Genomic DNA, 18,259 nt, shown 5'->3' with positions numbered 1-18,259 from the left:
ACCTGCACGACACCGCGTTTGTGGACGAGCCCCCCGGGGCATTCCTCTTTTGTCGTGGTCCAGAAGGCGGCCCGATCCCTGTTCGTACACCCGTGCCGCCCTGCCCACCCCTCGGGCGCGCGCGTCTGCCCCCGAGAGGATGACCCGAGCCGTGATCGCCGTCGCATCCATCCCTGCTGCGCACCCGTACGTCGCCGCTGTCGTCGCCACGGGCGACGACATTCTTCTGCTCGACGATCCCCGGCCCCTCGAGGCGACCACGCCCGGGCAGTGGTGGCCGCCGCGCCTGCTCGAGCCCGACTATCTCCGCGCGCACATCGACGACATCGACGTGGTGCACCTGCACTTCGGCTTCGACGCCGCCACACCGGACCGTCTCGCCGACGTCGTCTCCGTGCTGCGCGAGTCGTCGACCCCCCTGGTTCTCACGGTGCACGACCTGCACAATCCACACTTCGCCGAGCTCGACATGCACCGGTCCCAGCTCGACGTCCTCGTCCCCGCCGCGGCCGCCGTCATCACGCTGACCGACCGCGCCGCTCGGGAGATCGAACGTCTGTGGGGCCGCTCGGCAATGGTGATCCCGCATCCGCACGTCGCACCGCTCGACGTCATCACCGCACGCGACACCACGGCGCACGAGCGCGCAGTCGTCGCCGTGCACGCCAAGTCGTTGCGCGCGAACCTCGATCCCGAGGCGGTCATGGCGACCGTCGTGGCGGCCGCGTCGGCACGCGACGCCGTGGTGCGTCTCGACATCGACGACGACGTGTTCGACCACACGAGCCACTGGTACGCACCGGAGCGTGGCGAGCGGTTGCTGGCCTTCCGTGATCACCCTGACGTCGACGTGCGGGTGCATCGTCGGTTCACCGACGCGGAGCTGTGGCAGTACCTGTCCGAGATCGACGTGTCCGTGCTTCCGTACCGCTTCGGTACGCACTCTGGCTGGATGGAGGCGTGCCGCGACCTCGGCGTCGTCCCCGTCGTCCCGGACATCGGCCACTTCGCCGATCAGTTCCCGTGCCCCACCTTCGTGTTCGGACCCGGCCTCTTCGATCCCGCGTCGCTCGATGCCGCGGTGGGCGAGGCGCTGCGCACCGAGCCGACCGGCCCGGACTTCGCCGACTACCGACGCCATCAGCAGAGCGCGATCGCCGCCGAGCACGCCGCGCTATACCGTGCCCTGTCCGCTCCCGTCGCCTCGGGCCGCGCGGACGGAGCCGTGCTCGTATGACGGTCGCCGCCACCGCACGTCCACTGCGCATCGCCCTTCTCGGATCGTCGCGCTTCCCCATCGCGCAACCGTTCGCGGGTGGCCTCGAGGCACACGTGTGGCATCTCGCCCATGCCCTCACCGAGCGCGGCCATCGCGTCACGCTCTTCGGTGCCGAAGGCACGTCGACCGACGTCGCGCACGACGTCATCGACGTCCACACGTTCCAGATGAGTCCGCACGCGCGGACCGAACACATGGGACCGTCGTGGGTGGTGCACGAGCATCACGCCTATCTGTCGGTCATGCTCGAACTGGCCGGGCCCCTGGCACAGTCGTTCGACGTGATCCACAATCACAGCCTCCACTACCTGCCCATCGCGATGTCCTCGATGGTGCCGGTCCCCATGCTCACGACGCTGCACACGCCACCGCTCGCCTGGCTGGAGTCGGCGGCCGCGGTGCCGCTCAATCCGAACACCGGGTACGCCGCGGTGAGCGAGTACACGGCGCAGCAGTGGCTACCCGTCGCGGGTCCGATCCCCGTGGTTCCCAACGGGATCCCGCTCGACCGGTGGCCGTTCGGCCAGGGCACCGGCGATCGCGGCGGGGCGGGCGAGTACGCGGTGTGGACGGGCCGGTTGGTTCCCGAGAAGGGGGTCGATCTCGCCATCGACGCCGCCCGGCGCGCCGGCTACCACCTGCGCATCGCCGGACCGGCAGCCGACGACGACTACTTCCGGACGGCGGTGGAGCCCCGCCTCGGCGACGGCGTCACCTACGAGGGTCACCTGATGCAGAAGGAACTCGCCGATCTGGTCGGCGGAGCCGCCGTCGCACTGGTGACGCCGCAGTGGGACGAGCCGTACGGGCTCGTGGTCGCCGAAGCACTCGCGTGCGGCACACCGGTGGCGGCCTTCCGTCGCGGCGGCATCCCGGAGATCCTCGACGACACGTGTGGCCGGATGGTGCCCGCCGACGACATCGACGCTCTCGCCGGGGCCATCGGAGATGCTGCGCGCCTCCCCCGTGCGCACGCCCGCGCTCGCGCGGAGCGCATCTGTTCGGACGCGACGATGGTGGACAGCTATCTCGACCTCTACCGCGAGTTGCTGACGACGTCGGGCCGAACCGCCGCCGTCCCTGCATGATCGGGTACTACGTCCACCACCACGGCGTGGGGCATCTGACCCGCGCCCGGTCCGTCGCACGGGCGCTCGCCGAGCCGGTGACGGTGCTGTCCTCGCGGCCCCGGCCGTCGGACATCGACCCGTTCGCGGGCTGGATCACACTTCCTACAGACACACCCGACGGCAGTGACGATCCGGACGACCCCACCGCTCACGGGGTCGTCCACTGGGCGCCCACCTCGGTCCCCGGGATGACCGACCGCATGGCCGCCCTCGCGCGGTTCGTGGACGAGCATCGCCCCCGATGCGTCGTCGTGGACGTGTCCGTCGAGGTTGCGATGTTCGTGCGACTCATGGGTGTTCGGGTGGTCGTGTTCGCGATGCCGGGCGAGCGCACCGATGCGCCCCATCAGCTGGCCTATCGCGTCGCCGACCGCATCGTCGCTCCGTGGTCGGCCTCGGTGTACCGGCCGGAGTGGTTGCGCGAGTTCGAGGACAGGACCGTGTACGCCGGCTCGATCAGTGCCCACGCCGATCGTGCCCGCGCCGGAACCGACCGCGACCCGTTGTCCGTCGTCGTGCTCGCGGGCGCAGGGGGCTCAGCTCTCACCCCGGACCACCTCGCCCGAGCGGGTGCTGCCACGCCGACCCGCACCTGGCGCGGTGTCGGCGCGCCCGGCACCCCCTGGGTGGACGACGTGTGGCCGCTGCTGACCGGTGCCGGCGTGGTGGTCACGCACGGCGGGCAGAACGCGGTGGCCGACGTGGCCGCATCGGGTGCCCCCGCGGTGGTCGTGGCCGAGAGTCGCCCGCACGGGGAGCAACTCGCGACCACTCGCGCGCTGGGGGCCGCGGGGCTGGCGATCTCGCTCGAGTCGTGGCCCGATCCGGACCGGTGGCCCGAGATCCTGAACCGTGCCGGTGCGCTGACCGGCGACATCCGGGCACGGACCGAGGTGGACGGCGCAGCGCGTCGTGCGGCAGCGGCGATCGAGGACGTGTGGGCGTGACGTCGGTGCTTACATGACGTCGGTGCTTACATGACTTCGGTGGCCGTGGTGACGATCGTGTCGGGTCGCGCGGAGCACCTCGCTGCGCAACGCCGCGGTCTCTCTCGCTCGACGCGGCGAGCCGATCTGCACGTCGTGGTGTCGATGGGTGACCCGACGGTCGTGGACGCCACCGCCGTCGTTCCCCGCGTCGGCGACGCGCTACCCCTGGCTCGGGCGCGCAACGAGGGTGCCCGCCTCGCCCTCGAGGCCGGTGCCGATCTGCTGATCTTCTTGGACGTCGACTGCATCCCGAGCCGCGAGATGATCGACCGGTACGTCCGTCGTGCGCGCGACGGAGCCGTGCTGTGCGGGCCGGTCACCTACCTGCCCGAGGTCTCCGGTGGGTACCCGGACGACCTCGACGGATGGACGAATCCCCATGCGGCGCGCCCGAATCCGGCGCCCGGGCACGTCGAGATCGGAACGAACTGGGATCTGTTCTGGTCGCTGTCGTTCGCGGTCACGTCGGCGACGTGGCACACGCTCGGGGGGTTCTGCGAGGACTACACGGGCTACGGCGGCGAGGACACCGACGTCGGCCGCGTCGCGGAACGATCGGGTCTGGATCTGCTGTGGGTCGGCGGAGCGCACGCGCACCATCAGTGGCACCCCGTGTCCTCGCCGCCGATCGAGCATCTCGACGACATCGTGACCAACGCCGCCATCTTCCACGGTCGATGGGGACACTGGCCGATGATCGGGTGGCTGAACGCTTTTCGCGAGCGCGGCGACATCGACTGGACGCCCGAGGGCAGCAGCATCGCTCGCCGCCCGGTCGGGCACTAGCATCGAGCGATGTCCGACACCCGCACCCTGATCCTGATGCGCCACGGCAAGTCCTCGTACCCGGACGGGGTGGACGACCACGACCGGCCGCTCGACGAGCGGGGCCGTCGCCAGGCCGCCGCGGCCGGCGACTGGATCCGGGCGAACGTCGGCGCCGTGGACGCGGTGATCTGCTCGACGGCGACGCGTACTCGCCAGACTCTCGAGCGCACGGCCGTCGACGCGCCGGTGCGCTTCGAGGGCACCGTCTACGGGGGCTCCCCCGACGACATCGTCCGCGAGATCACCGCGACAGACGACTCGGCGGCCAGCGTGTTGGTGGTGGGCCACGCACCCGGAATCCCCTTCACGGCACTGGAACTCGCCGACGATCAGGAGTCGGACGCGGCGGTGTGGATCCGACGGGGCTACCCCACCTCCGCGCTGGCGGTGCTGGAGTTCACCGGCGACTGGTCGGATCTCGGGCCGGGGCGCGCCCGCCTGACTCACGCGCTCCGCGTCGACTGACCCTCCACCACAGCACGATTGCGCGCGCTCTCCGAGCGACCCAGCGCCTTCACCTCGGCGTCCATCTTCGGCAGGATGCGCGGCACGTGGCGCAGCGTCGTGGCCTCACCGAGCCGAGTGGTGAGCACGGAGCGCACCCACCCGATGCCGCCCACGATGCCGGGAACGTAGACCCGGCGTGACCGCCGCTCCACCGCGCGGACGAAGGCATCGACACACGCCTCGACCGGCAGGGTGCGGCCGAGCGGCCAGGGCAGCACGGACAGCAGATCCTGGAACGCGGTGAGGTCGGACTTGGCGTCCTGCACCAGTGGAGTGTCGATCCACGCCATGTGGGCGGAGCCGACGTCCACACCCTGGTACTTCACCTCGAGGCGCAGGGCGTTGGCGAAGTGTTCGGCTCCCGCCTTGCTCGCGTTGTACGACGCGAGTCCGGGGCAGGCGGTGAAGGCGGCGAGCGAGGACACGACGAGCACGTAGCCCTTGCGCTCGATGAGCGAGGGCAGCGCCGCGCGGACGGTGTGGAAGACGCCCGTGGTGTTGATGTCGATCACGCGCTTGAACGTCTCCGGATCGACGTTGAGCACCGACCCGTAGCTCGAGATGCCGGCGTTCGCGAGGACCACGTCGATGCCTCCGAATCGCGCGATTCCCGCGTCCACGGCGGCCTGCATGTCCGCGAGATCCCGCACGTCGGCGCGCACCCCCACGGCGACGTCGCCCAGATCGGCCACGAGTGCCGTCAGAGGCGCCTCGTCCACGTCGGTCAGCACCAGCTTCGCGCCCTTGGCCGCGAGAGCCCGCGCCGTCGCCTCGCCGATACCGCGGCCCGCTCCGGTGATGAGCACGACCTTGTTGCGCACGCTGACCATGTGAGTCCTCCTGACGACGAATGTCCGGTCACAGTACCTGTGACCGGAGATGACACCTACTGTTCCTCGGAATCGGCGGCGCATTGCGGACCGTGATCGTCCTCGATCGGGAGCAGAATCTCGGTCATCATCCGACACGAGGAGAGGCCGACCATGACCGCCACGCACCCGCTCACCATGGAGATCCAGCTCGTCATGCTGCCCGTCACCGACGTCGACCGTGCGAAGGAGTTCTACACGCGCATCGGCTTCCACGCCGATCACGACGCCACTCCCTTCCCGGACGTGCGCTACGTACAGCTCACCCCACCCGGTTCCGCGTGCTCGATCGCGATCGGGAAGAACATCACCTCCGCCGCACCCGGATCCGTCGAGGGCATGCTCGTCGTCGTACAGGACGCGCAGGCCGCGTACGAGATGCTGCTGTCCGCGGGCGTCGAGGCCACCCCGGTGAAGGACGAGGGCTGGGGGTTGTTCACGTACTTCGCCGACCCGGACGGCAACAGGTGGGCGGTGCAGCAACTGCCGGTGGGCTGACGCCCCCGTGCGCCTTTCGCGCATCCAGGGATACGCAAAAGGCGCACGGGGGTGATGGAGCAAGAGTCCCGGCGGGCCCGATGGTGGGTCCGCCCAAGCTTCTCCCGACAACGGCACCCGGGCGTTTCGCCGGAATAGGCTGCGCCCGAATCGGCAGGCGCGCCGGTCGGACGGGGGCGGCAGTGACGGAGACCGAGAATCGGACCGAGCGGGGTGCGGCGGCGACGCGAGCACCGCGGTGGCGCACGATCGGGGCGCGGCGCGACTCCCTCACCCTCCCGTACGGGTGGGGACCCGCGATCGTGCTGGTGCTGGTCTCCCTCGTCGACCGCATCGAATTCAGCCTGGTCGCCGCCGTGCTGCCGCAGCTGCAGGCGGAGTTCGGGTTCGGCGACACGGCGGCCGGCTCCATCCCCACCGCGGCCGCCGTCGCCGCGGGCCTGCTCGCGATGCCCGCCGCCTACCTCGCCGACCGCCACGACCGCGGCCGCATCATCACCGTCGTCGTCTTCCTGTGGGCCCTGGCGACGGTCGGTTCCGCGCTCGCTCCCACCTTCGCCGTCTTCTACCTGGTGCGCATGGGCCTCGCCGCCGCCGAGGCCATCGACAACCCGGCCAGCGCCAGCATGCTCGCCGACTTCCACCCACCCGCGACCCGCCCGACGGCCTTCGGGTGGTGGCGGACCGCGGCCTACCTCGGCGGCGCCGGCATCGTGCTGGGCGGAGTGCTCGCCGAGTGGCTCGGGTGGCGCGGCGCCTTCCTCGTCATGGCGATTCCCGGTGTGGTGGTCGCCGTCCTGATGTCACGCGTGCGCGAGCCCGAACGGGGGTACGCCGACAGACTGGCCGCGGGCAGCGCGGACACGCCTGCGCCGGAGGCCACCACCGACCCGATGCCGGTCCAACTCCGCCGCGTCGCACCGATCCGGACGCTGTGGTTCACCGGCGGCGCGCTCACCGTCATGAGCCTCGCGGTCGGTGGCCTGACGTTCTGGGTGCCCAGCCTGTTGCAACGCCGATTCGGCCTCGGCGAAGCGGCCGCCGCGTCCGCGGGCGGTGGTCTGACACTGATCGGCATCGTCGGCGGCACGCTCGTCGGATCCCTGCTCACCCGGCGAACCCTGTTCTCGACGCCGTCGCAGTGGCGCGTCCTGGTGGGCGGCACCGGAATCCTGCTGGGCACCGCGGCCATGGCCGGGGCGTTGGCCTCCGAGAGCTGGCTGCCCTTCACCGTGCTGCTCACCGTGTTCGGCTTCTTCACCGCCTGGGCGATCCCCACGCTCACCTCGTGCGTCGCCGACGTGCTCGCCCCGCGCGACCGCGGACTGGGTTACGGACTGCTGCAGATCGCCGCGACCGTGGGCGGCGCCGTCGGACCGCTCCTCGTCGGCGCGGTGTCCGACGCGTACGGCTCCCTCACCACCGGCATGGTCCCGCTGCTGCCCCTGCTGCTGATCGGGGGCGTGCTCGCCCTCTGCGCCTACCCGTACGTGTCGCCGGACGCGCAGCGGGTGCTGGACGGCGTGGCCTGACACGCCCCTGCCCGCCCTCTCGTGTTCGCCCGTCTGTCAGGGCGGCGCGATAGCGTCCCGCACCATGCGACTCACCCGCGTGCTTCTCGCCGCGTCCGTCCTCGCCGCGTCCGTCCACACCCTGACCGCCTGCAGCTCGCCTGCCGCCGACGAGCCGCCCGATGACCCACGTACCGTCCGCGTCGCGACGTACAACGCCAGCATGAATCGCCCCGCCGCCGGCGATCTGGTCGCCGCACTGCGGTCCGGAACGGATCCGCAGATCCGGTCGGTGGCCGACGTGGTCCAGCGCAACGCCCCGGACATGCTGCTGCTCAACGAGTTCGACTACTCTGACGGCGCCGTCGACCTCTTCCGCGACAACTACCTCGCCGTCGGCGACGCACCGATCGACTACCCGTTCGCGTACACGGCGCCCGTCAACACCGGCGAGCCGTCCGGGCTCGACCTCGACGGGGACGGGCGGTCCGACGGACCGAACGACGCCTGGGGCTTCGGGCAGTTCCCCGGCCAGTACGGCATGGTCGTCCTCTCGAAGTTCCCACTCGACGCCGCCGCGGTCCGCACGTTCCAGACCTTCCGCTGGGCCGACATGCCCGACAACCTGCTGCCGCGCGAGTACTACGGCGCGAACTCGGACGCCCTGCGCCTGTCGAGCAAGTCGCACTGGGACGTGCCCGTGGACATCGACGGGCGGGTGATCCACCTGCTCGTCTCGCACCCCACGCCGCCCTCCTTCGACGGGCCCGAGGACCGCAACGGCCGACGCAATCACGACGAGATCCGGCTCACCGCGGACTACATCGCCGGCGCCGATTACCTCGTCGACGACACCGGACTCGCCGGCGGCCTGCCGAACGGTTCCTCGTTCGTGGTGTTGGGGGACCAGAACAGCGATCCGGTCGACGGGGACTCCTATCCGGGCGCCATCGCGCAACTGCTCGACAGCCCGGCGCTGCAGGACCCGGCGCCCACCTCGCCGACCGCCGGCACCGACACGGCGGACTTCGCCGATCCCGTGCCGGGTGATCTGCGGGTGGACTACGTCCTGCCGAGCACCGATCTGACGGTCACCGGGTCGGGGGTCTTCTGGCCCGCGCCCGGCGAGCCGGGCGCCGAGTTGCTGTCGGCGAGCGATCACAGACTGGTATGGGTGGACCTACAGGTCTGACCCGTCAGCGCAGCAGTGCGGCCAACGCCTCGTCGGACGCACGCAGAGCGTCACGGTCGAACGTCGATGCCGAGGACAGGATCTCGTCGGCACCGGTGCGGTCGACGAGGTCCTCGAGCCGGCGGCGCACCGTCGCCGGACTGCCGTGCACGCTGCCGTCGAGGGAGCGCTGGGCCGACTCCCGAGCTCGGGGAGTGAGTCCGTCGGGCATCTCGGTGACCGCCCGCAACGGTGGGAACTCCCCGGTCCGGCGGGAGTCCGCCATGGCCACGGCCTCCGCCATGGCGAGACGGCGGGCCTCGGCGTCGGTGTCGGCGACCAGCACGTCGAGCGACACCGTCACGGACGGCTGCGCCGCGAAGGCCGAGGGAACGAACTCGCGTCGATACGCCTCCAGTGGAGCCAGGTCCCCCGACAGCATCGGACCGCCCACCACGACGGGAAGCCCGCGCTGCGCGGCGATCGCGAGCCCGTGACCCGTCGCGAGAACGTGGATCGGGATCAGTCGCTCGGGCGCGGGCTGCACGGTCACCGGACCGGTGCCGAGCAGGAAGTCCTGCAGATCCGCGAGGTCGTCGGCGAAGCGCTCGGCGTCCTCGGTGTCCGCCCGCAGCACCTTGCGTATCGGCGGAGTGAACCCCAGCGACCGGCCGACACCGAGGTCGACCCGGCCGGGACACAGTGCGTCGAGCATCGCGAACTGCTCGGCGACGACGATGGGCGAGTGGTTCGGCAGCATGACGCCGCCCGACCCCAGCCGAATCCGCGACGTCGCCGCGCCGATCGCGGCGAGCAGCACCGCGGGTGAGCCGCTCGCGATGCCGGGGACGGCGTGATGCTCGGCCACCCAGAACCGCTCGTAACCCGCCGCCTCGGCCCACCGCGCACGCTCGATCGTGTCCGACACCGCGGCGGCGGCGGACCGATCGGTGCGGGTACGGGAGCGATCGAGAAGGGACAGACGCATACTCTGAACAACCCTCGCGGGAGTCGCCCTGTTCCGCCCCTACCCGCCCGATAAACCGGCACAGAGATTGGTAACAGTCATACAATCCGGTCGAGTGGTTCCATCACATGCACCATTCACGGGAGACTGACCATTCGACTGTTCTCGATCGATGGTGGGTGTGCACGTGAAGCGCAGGCAACTGCTGCAACTGGCCGCAGCAGGAATGGTGGGCCTCGCGGTCCCGCCCGCGATCACCCGGTCGACGGCGTCCGCACTCCCGCTCGGCGTCCCCTCGATCCGGAACCTCCTGCCCGAACTGTTCGCCGACCCTCCGCGTCCACCGGACCACTCACCCGCCCTCGTCATCGGATCGGGCTTCGGAGCCAGCGCAGCGGCGTTGCGGCTCGCGCAGGCCGGTACGTCGGTCACCGTGCTCGAACGAGGACTCCGCTGGCCGCGCGATCCGTTCCGCGACATCTTCACCGCCGACATGACGGCCGACGGGCGCGGCCTGTGGCATCAGCGCTCGTTCACCAACCTCACCGGCATGCCTGTCGGGCCCGTCGACTGGTTCAACGGCGTCCTCGACACCACGCGATACGAGAACCTGTCGGTGTGGCGTGCAGCCGCGGTGGGCGGCGGCTCCGTCGTCTACACCGGCGTCAGCATCGCCCCGGACAAGCGCTTCTTCGATCTCTCGTTCGGTGGCCGCGTGGACTACGACGAGATGGCGTCGCAGTGGTACCCCAAGGCTCGCTCGGTGCTCCGGCCGTCGACCATGCCCGACGACATCTACGCCTCCCCCGGGTTCGCCCACTCCAGGACGTGGGACGACCACGCCCGCCGCGCCGGTTTCGACCCGCAGCGCGTCGACGGAGGCTGGAACTGGAACGTGCTGCGTGACGAGATGTCGGATCGGTCCCGGCCGTCCGCCACCGTCGGCTGCAGCACGTTCGGCAACTCCAACGGCGCGAAGCACGACCTGACGCAGAACTACATCCCGCAGGCCGAGGCCACGGGCAACGCCGTGGTGTGTCACAGCCACGAGGTCGTCGCCATCGGCACCGAGAGCGGTGGCCGCTACCGCGTGGAGGTGCGGCGCCTCGATCCCGAGGGCAACGCACTCGAGACGCGCACGCTGACCTGCGACTCGCTGATCCTCGGCGCCGGCTCCATCGGCACCACCGAACTGCTGGTCCGCGCGCAGGCCACCGGCGCGCTTCCCGAGCTCAACGAGTTCGTCGGACGCGGATGGGGCACCAACGGCGACGCCTTCATGACCCGCTCGCTCGGTCCCATCGGCGGCGGACCGCAGGGGGCGCCGTGCGCCTCGCGCATCGTCGACGACACGGGCCTGCCTCTCAGCGTCGAGAACTGGTACGTCCCGGGCGTTCCCACCGAGATGGGGTTCCTCGGATCGCTCGGTATGACCATCGACCCGCTGCGGGCCGATTTCCGCTACGACCGTGCGACGGACGGGATGAGCTTGACCTGGCCCAAGGGCGGCAGCCGCGACACCGTCGAGGCACTGCGCGCGGTGCAGAACCGGATGGCACAGGCCGGCCGCACCGTCGTCTCCGCGGAGCCGTTCACTCGCGACGTCGACGACACGTTCACCGCGCACCCTCTCGGCGGTGCGGTCCTGGGCGACGTCACCGATGCGTACGGACGAGTGAAGGGGCACCCCGGCCTGTACGTCATGGACGGAGCTCTCGTTCCCGGCAGCACAGGTGCGGCCAACCCGTCTCTCACCATCACCGCGCTCGCCGAGCGCAACATCGCAGCCGTCATCGCTGCGGGCGGCTAGGCGTACCCGGCCGTCCGCTAGGCCAGGCCGATCTCCGGCCGACCCTCCGGCACCGTCACGGTCGCTGCCGTGCGGACCGGCGCGCCGGGAACCGAGATCGCGTCCAGGACCCGGACCTCGGAGCGCCACTCCGTCGGCGTCAGCGTCGCACGCAGGTAACCGCGTCGGGCATTGCCGAACTTGACGTGTGGTGACGCCGCCGCGATGTCCGCACCGGCCGTGTCGACGTCCGCACCGTCCTTGCCCGACGCGATGGAGGTCGACGCGATCTCGACTCCGACCACCGGGGCGGAGTCGTCCTGATAGTCGCGGCGCAGTTCCGACACGATGGTGCGGTGGATGTCGCCCACGATGGACGCGAGGGTGATCCCCCGGTCGCGGGCGCCGTCGAGGATGCGGTGCCGTGACGCCTCGTACCCACTCCACGGGTCCATCCCGACCTTCCGCTCGCCGTCGCTGATGCGGGCCAGGTCGGAGATCACCGTCTGGTGTGCGAGGAACTTCCACGTCGCGCCGGACCCGAAGCCGTCGAGGATCCACTTCTCCTGCGCCGCTCCGGTGATGGTGCGACTCGGGTCTGCGGTCTCCGCGTTCTGCGCGTGTTCGCCGTCGCCATTGGCCTGATCGCTGCGGTACTGCCGGGTGTCGAGCACCGAGAAGTCCACCAGGTCACCGAAACTGAAGCGGCGGTACGCCGTCAGATCCGGTCCCGTCGGTCGCTGGGCCATCCGCACGGGAGTGTTCTCCCACCACGCCTTGAACGCATCGGCGCGGCGCAGGAGGAACAACCGCGGATCACCCGCAGGATCGCCGGGAGCGGCGGTGCCGGCATCCTGGCTGATCGCCCCGGCCCAGTTGTTGTCCACCTCGTGATCGTCGAAGGTGGTGATCCACGGCGCCGCTGCGTGTGCCGACGCCAAGTCGGGATCGGACTTGTACAGCGCGTACCGATCGCGATAGTCGTTCAGTGCCAGCGTCTCTCGTCCCGCGGACTCGGGCCGTGGCTGCGATGCGCGGGCGCCTGTACCTTCGATCGCGTACTCGTAGATGTAGTCGCCGAGGAAGAAGACGACGTCCGGGTCACTCGCCGCGAGATCGGCATAGGCGCCGTAGAACCCGTCCTCCCACTTCTGGCACGACGCCCATGCGAACGACAGTGACGCGAGGGGTGATCCCGGTGCGGGCGCCGTCCTCGTTCGCCCGACGGTGCTCACGTGCGGACCGACCATGAAGCGGTAGAAGTACTCCCGCGCCGGAGCCAGACCCCGTACGTCCACGTGCACCGACCAGCCGTCCGCATCGGATGCCAGTTCGATGCCCTGGCTCACCGCCCGCCCGAACCGTTCGTCCTCGGCGATCTCCCACCGCACCGGCACCACACCCGGCCGCATACCGCCGACCGTAGCGAGTGGGTCGACCGCGAGACGAGTCCACAGCACCACCGAGTCCGGAAGCGGATCGCCCGACGCGACGCCGAGGCGGAACGGGTAGTCGGCCGGGGTGCCGCGTTGCGGCTGCGCGTGCGCCGTCGCGCTCGACAGTTCCGGTGTCATCGCGAGCGCACCGACCAGTGCGGTCCACGTGAGGAACGAACGACGCGTGGTGCCGGCACGCAGAGAACGATCGGCACCGATGACGAGATCACGACGGCTCATGGACCGAACGGTGCCCCTCGAAAGGAAACTCCGTGTGGATCGGAGACGACGCGCGCGAGGACTCGCGCTGAAGCCACCCGAATCGGGTACGCAGTCGACATGGACGACAAGCGAGAGATGGGCAGACGCGACGTCGAGAAGCGGTGGCGCGATCCGCGCGCGATCCGGCACGCGGCCACGTACGACGGGGCAGTGATCGGCATCGCTGCCGTCGCGGTGTCCGTGTTCCTCGCAGCGGGCGCGTCCAGCGTCGCGATCGCTGCGCTCGTACCCGGTGTCTGTCTGCTCGGTGGGATCGGCGCACTGTGGATCGGCTACCGCTCCTACCGCCACGGCGGGACGTGGCCCGTCTGGCAGGGCGCCGCCTGGCTGCTGTTCGCGCTGATGCTGGTGAGCTTGTCCCTCCCGACCCTCGCTCTGCGCTGAGCCGGGAGGGAACGGATCACGCCTGCACGACGGTGATGACGTTGCCGTCGGGATCCTTCAGCATGAACATCGGCGGCACGTTCGGATCGTCGTCGCCGCCGAGCGGTTCCATCTCGAACCCGTCGAAGGCACTCAGGCGAGCGTGCTCCGCGCGGACGTCCGCGGTCTCCACCCCGATCGCGGAACCGCCCGGCGTGTCGTACATCGGCGGGTTCAGCGCGAGGCGCGCCGTGGACCCCGGCGGCGCCACCTCGAGCCAGCGGTACTCCTCGTTCGGCCCGAAGCGGGTGTCACCGCGCACCTCGAACCCGAGCACGCGGGTGTAGAAGTCGAGGGCCTTGTCCTGATCGGCAACGGTGAACATGGCCACGCCGATGTTCGTGATGGTGCTGGGAGTCTCGGTCATACAGGTGCCGACTCCGCGGTGGCCTGGAACTCATCGCGGTGCGGTGCGCCCGGCGACACCAGCCGCACTCCGGTTCGTCACCTGCACCCGCGATGGGGGGTGCACCAGACGATCCGCGGTGCGCCAGGCCGAGAAACGACACGAGCCCCACCCCGCCGAAGCGGGATGGGGCTCGTTCGTTGCTCGTCTCTAGCGGTAGTCGCCGGAGAAACCGTAGTCGTCGAGCGGCACTGCAGCACCGGTGTTCTGGCCGAAGCCGTCCGCGCTGTAGTACTGATCGTCGTACGACGGCACCGCGTAGGCCGCGGCACGTGCTTCCTCGGTGGGCTGAACCGTGATGTTCCGGTACCGGTTGATGCCGGTGCCGGCGGGGATCAGCTTTCCGATGATCACGTTCTCCTTGAGACCGATGAGCTTGTCCGAGCGGCAGTTGATCGCCGCGTCGGTCAGCACTCGGGTGGTCTCCTGGAACGACGCCGCGGACAGCCACGAGTCGGTCGCCAGCGATGCCTTGGTGATACCCATCAGCACCGGACGTCCGGCCGCGGGCTCGCCACCCTCGGACACGACGCGACGGTTGCTCGACTCGAACTCACTGCGCTCGGTCAGCGATCCGGGCAGGAACTCCGTGGAGCCCGAATCGATGATGGTCACGCGGCGGAGCATCTGACGAACGATCGTCTCGATGTGCTTGTCGTGGATGGACACACCCTGGCTGCGGTACACCTCCTGGACCTCGTTGACGAGGTGGATCTGCACCTGGCGCGGGCCCATGACTCGCAGGACCTCGTGGGGATCGGCAGCACCTTCCATGAGCTGCTGACCGACCTCGACGTGGTCACCGTCCGACAACAGACGCTCCGTGCCGTCGTCGTGCTTGAAGACACGCAGACGCTGACGCTTGGAGAGCTTGTCGTAGACGACCTCTTCGCCGCCGTCGTCCGGGACGATGGTGATCTTGTAGAAACGGTCACCGTCCTCGAGCTGGATGCGACCCGAGACGTCCGCGATGGGCGCCTTGCCCTTGGGCACACGAGCCTCGAAGAGCTCCTGCACTCGGGGCAGACCACCGGTGATGTCGTCGCCGGCCACGCCACCCTGGTGGAAGGTACGCATCGTGAGCTGCGTGCCGGGCTCACCGATCGACTGTGCCGCGACGATACCGACGGCCTCGCCGATGTCGACGAGCTTGCCGGTGGCCATGGAACGGCCGTAGCAGGTGGCGCAGACGCCGGTTCCGGTGGTGCAGGTGAGCACCGAACGGACCTTGACCGACGTGATGCCCGCTGCGAGCAGCGCGTCGATGGCCGGGTCGCCCAGGTCGTGTCCACGCTCGACGATGACGTTGCCGTCGGCGTCGACCGCGTCGGCGGCCAGGGTGCGGGCGTACGTCGAGGTCTCGACGTGCGCGTCGCGGATCATCGAGCCGTCGGCCAGCTTCTCCGCGATCACCGTGGTGATGCCGCGCTCGGTGCCACAGTCGGTCTCCCGAACGATGACGTCCTGCGAGACGTCGACCAGACGACGCGTCAGGTAGCCCGAGTCGGCGGTGCGAAGCGCCGTGTCGGCCAGACCCTTACGAGCACCGTGCGTGTTGATGAAGTACTCCAGGACCGTCAGGCCCTCCTTGAAGGAGGACTTGATCGGGCGCGGGATGAACTCACCCTTCGGGTTGGTCACCAGACCCTTCATGCCGGCGAGCGACCGCACCTGCGTCATGTTTCCGGCTGCGCCGGACTTCACGATCATCGGGATCGGGTTCTCGTCGGGGAAGTGGGCCTCCATGGCCTTACCGACCTGCTCGGTGGCTTCCTGCCAGATCTTGACCAGGGCCGAGTTGCGCTCGGTCCGGTCGAGAGCGCCACGCTGGTACTGCTTCTCCAGGCGGTCGGCCTGAGCCTCGAACTCCTCGAGGATCTGCGGCTTCTCCGGCGGCACGAGGACGTCGGAGATGGAGATCGTGACACCCGAACGCGTGGCCCAGTAGAAGCCGGCGTCCTTGAGCTTGTCGACGGTCTGCGCGACCACGATCATCGGGTACCGCTCGGCGAGATCGTTGATGATCGTCGCCTGGCGCTTCTTCGGCATCTGCTCGTTGACGAACGGGTAGTTCGTCGGGAGCAGCTCGTTGAAGAGCACGCGGCCCAGCGTCGTCTCGGCGGTCCAGGCATCGCCCGGGGTCCAGCCGTCGGGGAACAGCTCCGCCTCGATCTCGCGCGACGGACGCTGCTGCGTCAGACGCACCTTGATCTGCGACTGCACGGTCAGGACGCCGCGATCGACGGCCATCTGCGCCTCGGCCGGGCTGGCGTAGATGCCCAGCTCCGCCGAGTCGGACGTCGAGGCCTGGAACTCGCCCAGAGCCTTGTCGTCGAGACGCGTCAGGTGGAACAGACCCGTCACCATGTCCAGACGCGGCATGGCGAGCGGTCGGCCCGATGCCGGCGACAGGATGTTGTTCGACGACAGCATCAGGATGCGTGCCTCGGCCTGCGCCTCGGCGGACAGCGGCAGGTGTACTGCCATCTGGTCACCGTCGAAGTCGGCGTTGAACGCCTCGCACACGAGGGGGTGCAGCTGGATGGCCTTGCCCTCGACCAGCTGCGGCTCGAATGCCTGGATGCCCAGACGGTGCAGCGTCGGTGCGCGGTTCAGCAGCACGGGGTGCTCGGCGATGACCTCTTCGAGGACGTCCCACACCTGTGCGCGCTGACGCTCGACCATGCGCTTGGCCGACTTGATGTTCTGCGCGTGGTTGAGATCCACCAGACGCTTCATCACGAACGGCTTGAACAGCTCGAGTGCCATGAGCTTCGGCAGACCGCACTGGTGCAGCTTGAGCTGCGGTCCGACGACGATGACCGAACGGCCCGAGTAGTCGACGCGCTTGCCGAGCAGGTTCTGACGGAAACGACCCTGCTTGCCCTTGAGCAGATCGGACAGCGACTTGAGCGGGCGGTTGCCCGGTCCGGTGACCGGACGGCCGCGACGACCGTTGTCGAACAGGGCGTCGACCGACTCCTGCAGCATCCGCTTCTCGTTGTTGACGATGATCTCGGGAGCACCGAGGTCGATCAGTCGCTTGAGGCGGTTGTTGCGGTTGATGACGCGGCGGTACAGATCGTTGAGGTCGGACGTCGCGAAACGTCCACCGTCGAGCTGCACCATCGGACGCAGCTCCGGCGGGATCACCGGCACGGCGTCGAGCACCATGCCCATGGGCGAGTTGCCCGTGGACTGGAACGCGGCGACGACCTTGAGACGCTTCAGCGCGCGGAGCTTCTTCTGGCCCTTGCCACTGCGGATGGTCTCGCGCAGGCTCTCGGCCTCGGCCTCGATGTCGAAGGTCTCCATAAGCTTCTGGATGGACTCCGCGCCCATCGCACCCGTGAAGTACTCGCCGTAGCGGTCGATCAGCTCGCGGTAGATGAGCTCGTCGACGATGAGCTGCTTCTTGGCCAGCTTGGTGAAGGTGGTCCAGATCTCCTCGAGACGATCCAGCTCACGCTGCGCGCGGTCACGGAGCTGACGCATCTCGCGCTCGCCACCGTCCTTGACCTTGCGACGGACGTCGGACTTGGCGCCCTCCGCCTCGAGCTCGGCGATGTCGGCCTCGAGCTTCTGCGCACGGGCCTCGAGGTCGGCGTCACGCTGATCGGCGACAGCCTTCTTCTCGACCTCCATCTCGGCCTCGAGAGTGGAGAGCTCGTTGTGGCGCAGCTCGTCGTCGACCGACGTGATGACGTAGGCGGCGAAGTAGATGATCTTCTCGAGATCCTTCGGCGCCAGGTCCAGCAGGTAGCCGAGGCGCGACGGAACACCCTTGAAGTACCAGATGTGCGTGACCGGTGCGGCCAGCTCGATGTGGCCCATGCGCTCACGACGCACCTTGGCGCGAGTCACCTCGACGCCGCAGCGCTCACAGATGATGCCCTTGAAGCGCACGCGCTTGTACTTGCCGCAGTAGCACTCCCAGTCGCGAGTAGGTCCGAAGATCTTCTCGCAGAACAGGCCGTCCTTCTCGGGCTTGAGGGTGCGGTAGTTGATGGTCTCCGGCTTCTTGACCTCGCCGTAGGACCAATTGCGGATGTCGTCCGCGGTCGCGAGACCGATGCGGAGTTCATCGAAGAAGTTGACGTCCAGCACGTCGTACTTCCTTTCCCCTTCTCAGGGATAGTTTTCTGCTGCTACGAGTGATCGGGGGTCGGCCGGC

Annotated in this window: 15 protein-coding genes; 10 read left to right on the top strand and 5 right to left on the bottom strand. The window is 69.3% G+C overall.

Annotated elements, in window-relative coordinates:
• The first annotated feature begins 151 nt into the window (after window positions 1–151).
• The 5 genes from J4E04_RS03485 to J4E04_RS03465 are packed head-to-tail and all read left to right on the top strand — an operon-like array spanning window position 152 to window position 4,691.
• On the top strand, window positions 152–1,237 hold the full coding sequence (locus J4E04_RS03485; protein ID WP_231476217.1) for a hypothetical protein: 1,086 nt from the start codon (window positions 152–154) through the stop codon (window positions 1,235–1,237).
• On the top strand, window positions 1,234–2,367 hold the full coding sequence (locus J4E04_RS03480; RefSeq protein ID WP_328811218.1) for a glycosyltransferase: 1,134 nt from the start codon (window positions 1,234–1,236) through the stop codon (window positions 2,365–2,367). The genes J4E04_RS03485 and J4E04_RS03480 overlap by 4 nt, the downstream gene beginning before the upstream one ends.
• A complete protein-coding gene (locus J4E04_RS03475) occupies window positions 2,364–3,356 on the top strand; it encodes a glycosyltransferase (RefSeq protein WP_490149889.1) in 993 nt (330 codons plus the stop codon). Before J4E04_RS03480 ends, J4E04_RS03475 begins: the two co-directional genes overlap by 4 nt.
• 30 nt (window positions 3,357–3,386) lie before the next feature.
• Entirely contained in the window at window positions 3,387–4,184 is a 798-nt protein-coding gene (locus tag J4E04_RS03470; protein WP_490149888.1) for a glycosyltransferase family 2 protein, read from the top strand.
• A 9-nt stretch (window positions 4,185–4,193) separates the two neighbouring features.
• Window positions 4,194–4,691, top strand: coding sequence for a SixA phosphatase family protein (locus J4E04_RS03465; protein WP_027504585.1), 498 nt, complete (start codon window positions 4,194–4,196; stop codon window positions 4,689–4,691).
• On the opposite strand, the gene J4E04_RS03460 is transcribed toward J4E04_RS03465, so the two are convergent.
• On the bottom strand, window positions 4,670–5,563 hold the full coding sequence (locus J4E04_RS03460; protein WP_027504584.1) for an SDR family oxidoreductase: 894 nt from the start codon (window positions 5,561–5,563) through the stop codon (window positions 4,670–4,672). The two genes, J4E04_RS03465 and J4E04_RS03460, sit on opposite strands and share 22 nt — an antisense overlap.
• A gap of 153 nt (window positions 5,564–5,716) precedes the next feature.
• Between J4E04_RS03460 and J4E04_RS03455 the strand changes: the two genes are divergently transcribed.
• The 3 genes from J4E04_RS03455 to J4E04_RS03445 all read left to right on the top strand — a co-directional run bounded on the left by J4E04_RS03455 (window position 5,717) and on the right by J4E04_RS03445 (window position 8,803).
• Window positions 5,717–6,100, top strand: a complete 384-nt coding sequence (locus J4E04_RS03455; RefSeq protein WP_222639283.1) for a VOC family protein — start codon at window positions 5,717–5,719, stop codon at window positions 6,098–6,100.
• A gap of 182 nt (window positions 6,101–6,282) precedes the next feature.
• Window positions 6,283–7,632 carry an MFS transporter gene (locus tag J4E04_RS03450; protein ID WP_027504582.1) on the top strand — a complete coding sequence of 450 codons (1,350 nt, stop codon included), beginning with the start codon at window positions 6,283–6,285 and terminating at the stop codon, window positions 7,630–7,632.
• A 64-nt stretch (window positions 7,633–7,696) separates the two neighbouring features.
• Window positions 7,697–8,803 carry an endonuclease/exonuclease/phosphatase family protein gene (locus J4E04_RS03445; RefSeq protein ID WP_490149887.1) on the top strand — a complete coding sequence of 369 codons (1,107 nt, stop codon included), beginning with the start codon at window positions 7,697–7,699 and terminating at the stop codon, window positions 8,801–8,803.
• 4 nt (window positions 8,804–8,807) lie between these two features.
• Here J4E04_RS03445 and J4E04_RS03440 read toward each other — a convergent pair whose 3' ends face one another.
• Window positions 8,808–9,770, bottom strand: a complete 963-nt coding sequence (locus J4E04_RS03440) for an MsnO8 family LLM class oxidoreductase (protein WP_307091295.1) — start codon at window positions 9,768–9,770, stop codon at window positions 8,808–8,810.
• 166 nt (window positions 9,771–9,936) lie between these two features.
• On the opposite strand from J4E04_RS03440, the gene J4E04_RS03435 reads away from it, so the two are divergent.
• Complete coding sequence (locus J4E04_RS03435) at window positions 9,937–11,559, top strand: GMC oxidoreductase (protein WP_490149886.1); 1,623 nt, start codon at window positions 9,937–9,939, stop codon at window positions 11,557–11,559.
• A gap of 17 nt (window positions 11,560–11,576) precedes the next feature.
• Here J4E04_RS03435 and J4E04_RS03430 read toward each other — a convergent pair whose 3' ends face one another.
• Window positions 11,577–13,214: an alkaline phosphatase D family protein gene (locus J4E04_RS03430; protein ID WP_490149885.1), complete on the bottom strand. Its 1,638-nt coding sequence runs from the start codon at window positions 13,212–13,214 to the stop codon at window positions 11,577–11,579.
• Between the two features lie 99 nt (window positions 13,215–13,313).
• On the opposite strand from J4E04_RS03430, the gene J4E04_RS03425 reads away from it, so the two are divergent.
• Window positions 13,314–13,640 carry a hypothetical protein gene (locus J4E04_RS03425; RefSeq protein ID WP_490149884.1) on the top strand — a complete coding sequence of 109 codons (327 nt, stop codon included), beginning with the start codon at window positions 13,314–13,316 and terminating at the stop codon, window positions 13,638–13,640.
• Between the two features lie 16 nt (window positions 13,641–13,656).
• Here the strand turns inward: J4E04_RS03425 and J4E04_RS03420 are convergent, their stop codons facing one another.
• Window positions 13,657–14,046, bottom strand: a complete 390-nt coding sequence (locus J4E04_RS03420; protein ID WP_490149883.1) for a VOC family protein — start codon at window positions 14,044–14,046, stop codon at window positions 13,657–13,659.
• A 189-nt stretch (window positions 14,047–14,235) separates the two neighbouring features.
• Entirely contained in the window at window positions 14,236–18,192 is a 3,957-nt protein-coding gene (locus J4E04_RS03415) for a DNA-directed RNA polymerase subunit beta' (RefSeq protein WP_027504575.1), read from the bottom strand.
• Between the last annotated feature and the right edge of the window lie 67 nt (window positions 18,193–18,259).

This window comes from Rhodococcus sp. NFXS4 (assembly GCF_058139645.1).
Note: the sequence above shows the minus strand (reverse complement) of the source record. Positions and strands in the feature narration are given on the sequence as shown.